The organism is Mesorhizobium sp. Primo-A (genome assembly GCF_003997175.1).
Classification (GTDB): domain Bacteria; phylum Pseudomonadota; class Alphaproteobacteria; order Rhizobiales; family Rhizobiaceae; genus Mesorhizobium; species Mesorhizobium ciceri.
On record NZ_RZTG01000046.1, the window covers coordinates 1 to 2,584 of the forward strand.

Annotated in this window: 5 protein-coding genes; 2 read left to right on the forward strand and 3 right to left on the reverse strand. The window is 60.8% G+C overall.

The window, feature by feature from the left end:
- On the forward strand, window positions 1–370 hold a 370-nt coding region (locus EOC83_RS32515), incomplete at its 5' end, for an alpha/beta fold hydrolase (RefSeq protein ID WP_164762437.1).
- A 67-nt stretch (window positions 371–437) separates the two neighbouring features.
- Window positions 438–932: a DUF302 domain-containing protein gene (locus EOC83_RS32520; RefSeq protein ID WP_063170719.1), complete on the forward strand. Its 495-nt coding sequence runs from the start codon at window positions 438–440 to the stop codon at window positions 930–932.
- Window positions 933–1,433: 501 nt separating this feature from the next.
- Here EOC83_RS32520 and EOC83_RS32990 read toward each other — a convergent pair.
- From EOC83_RS32990 to EOC83_RS32995, 3 genes are all read right to left on the reverse strand, one after another.
- The gene (locus EOC83_RS32990; RefSeq protein WP_158515818.1) at window positions 1,434–1,589 is read right to left on the reverse strand and encodes a hypothetical protein; all 156 of its coding nucleotides are present in this window, start codon (window positions 1,587–1,589) and stop codon (window positions 1,434–1,436) included.
- A complete protein-coding gene (locus EOC83_RS32525; RefSeq protein WP_063170720.1) occupies window positions 1,583–2,389 on the reverse strand; it encodes a hypothetical protein in 807 nt (268 codons plus the stop codon). The genes EOC83_RS32990 and EOC83_RS32525 overlap by 7 nt, the downstream gene beginning before the upstream one ends.
- Window positions 2,386–2,584, reverse strand: a 199-nt coding sequence (locus tag EOC83_RS32995; protein WP_164762438.1) for a hypothetical protein, incomplete at its 5' end; no start/stop codon positions are given. The genes EOC83_RS32995 and EOC83_RS32525, both read right to left, overlap by 4 nt.

Genomic DNA, 2,584 nt, shown 5'->3' on the forward strand with positions numbered 1-2,584 from the left:
CCTGCCACTATTCTTCACGAAGTCGTCCGCCAGCCAGTCGGCCGGCCTGGCTTTCCTGAAGCGGGCGAAGGTGCGTGAGGAAGATCGGGACACCGATAACGGCAGCGCGGTGACGGATCCGCAGGCCAAGGCGCTTATTACCTGGTGCGCCACACCTGATCCCGAGCACGCCATTCTGCGCGCCATCCGCCAGCCCGCCCTTGTGGTGAGCGGCAGCCACGACACCATGCTACCGGCGGACAACGCCTACGCAATGTTCAAGGCTCTGAGCAACGCCCAGTTGGTCCTTTATCCCGATTCCGGCCACGGCGCCCTGTTTCAGTACCACGAATTGTTCGTCAGCCACGTCCGGACCTTCGTGGAAGCGTAATCGGCGGTGGCATAATCCGGCGCGATCGGGCGCACTTTTATTCTTGAGAGCTGTTGCGGAGAATGAAATGACAATCGCAAAGGTCGAGGTTGAGCGTTTCAGCCTGACGTGTTCCAAACCATTCGACGCCGTTGTGGCCGCGCTCAAGTCAGCGGTCGGGCAACCTGATATTGTCGAATTTTTCAAGGCGACGAGGGCTGCAAATTCCTTCTCGGATTTGGAGCGCGTTGTGCAAAGTGGCCTGGGCCGCACAGGTCTCATGCTCTTCGCGGAATTCGACTTGGGCGCCATTCTGCGCCGCGAAACTGGAACCGAGACTCCCAAGAGCATGCGGTTCCTGGTGGGCAATCCACTCATCATGAAAGAAATGGTCAAACACGTTCCCGATGCTGGATCTTACGCTCCAGTCACAGTCCTTGTTGATGAACGCCCCGATGGCGTGCATGTCTCCTATGACAAAATGGAGAGTTATCTGCTCTCCTATGGTAGTTTGGAGGCTCTTGCTGTCGCCCGCAGACTTGATGCGAAAATCACAACTTTGTTACGCGAATGCGCAAGCTAAACTCTCCTGATCACGCTTCAGACGGATAGAAGTGAGAGTCCGTCCGAACACGGATGACGCGGATGGTAACCGTGGGGCGACGGCTTTGAGCAAAGCGGTCGCCGAAGCGATTGTGGGCTCGGCATCCTTGCGGGTCGTGCGGAGCGGCTCGGTACGGTATCGCTTCCAGAGACGTGACAGCCCTGCGAGCAAGCGTGTTCCTTCTCGGCGGCACCACCTGCGTCACGACGCTACCCGCGTTTTCCCTAGCGAACTCGCTGGCTCAGTCGAACTCACCCGCAGGCGGCAGCTGCCATTCCTTAGCGCATCGAATGAACGGCTGCTTTCGGGCGCGGCGACCACCACTTCGAACGACCGACATAGGCGCATTGCGGTCCGAGAGCCTGGGGCCGAAAGCGAAATGGCAACTCCTGGCGCCCAAGGAACGATAGCGGACGCTAAGACGTGACCCCAAGGTGAAAAGCATATTAAGCCAGATTTGCGCCAAAATGTTCGGCACCCTCAGTATAGGGGATGCCTCGGGCTGACGAACACCTTGCCTGCCGGAGCGTCCGCGACCAGGTCGCCGGCGTAGAGCACGCCGACGCGGTCGCAGGCTTTGACCACCGTCGTCCGGTGCCCTTCGGAGGTGCCGTTGCAGCACTGCTGAATCAACAAGCACCGGCGTCTTGCCGGACAACTCGGGGGCCGACCTTGAACAGTAAGACGCTGCCCTGGCTGAGGGCGTCCGGTTTGCCGACATCGTGGTCAAGCGCTTCTCCGACACGGTTGCCGCTAACGTCTTCAAGACTGCTCCCGACGACAAGTCTGTAGGCGCCCGGGAGCCAGCCATGGTTCGGGCGCCAGCACCAGGCTCGCCCGCTGGCGGAGACTGTAACCCGCCCAGATTGGAATCCCCCCTGATCGTCGACAATACCCAACTGGTCTCGGAGAAGGGCGGCGTCCATCTCCCGGTCAAATGTGATTTTTAGGGCCTCGCGCGATCCGGCGTTGGGTAGTGCGAGACCCCAAGTTTGCGGGTTAACGGGCGTGCGAAGCGCCGGCGTTACCCGGTAATGAAAATGCTTGCGGCCGACTTCGACCGTATAGCTAAGGCCGGGCCGAAGAGGGGCGGCGCTATCGCCGTCCCCCTCCACATCCTGTTTCACGCGACCCGGATCGAACAGCACCGTCAGGCGTCGGCCATCGGGACTCCAAAGGTCCTGCCCGAAATCCATGAAGGCTCCGTCGACCGTGCGCCCTTCGGCGTCGACCAGACGCAGATCCCGCGTCGCCACCATCCCCCGTGCCGGCCGGTCGAAAGTGACGTAGAGGCGAAGCGTGTTCGCCGGGATCGCGCCCTCAGTCGGCGAGATCGCCACCACTTGGGGAGCGGAGGTCGTCGACGCCACCGACACCACATGCTGAACTGAGGCGGTCGACGCCAGCACCATTGAGGCTATGAGGACGGCGATCATTGTTGGCCGGGGCCGCGGCCCGGGAAGTCGAACTCGGCCCAAATCTGGTCCAACTTTATCGGCAGCGGGAACATCGGCACGGCCTCAAGATTGAGGGAGCCGGAATTTGCATCACGAGTCACGGACACCAGGAACTTATCATCGAGCTTGTCCGCAAAGAGGGAGGACCCGACGACCATCAGCGACTTGCCTACT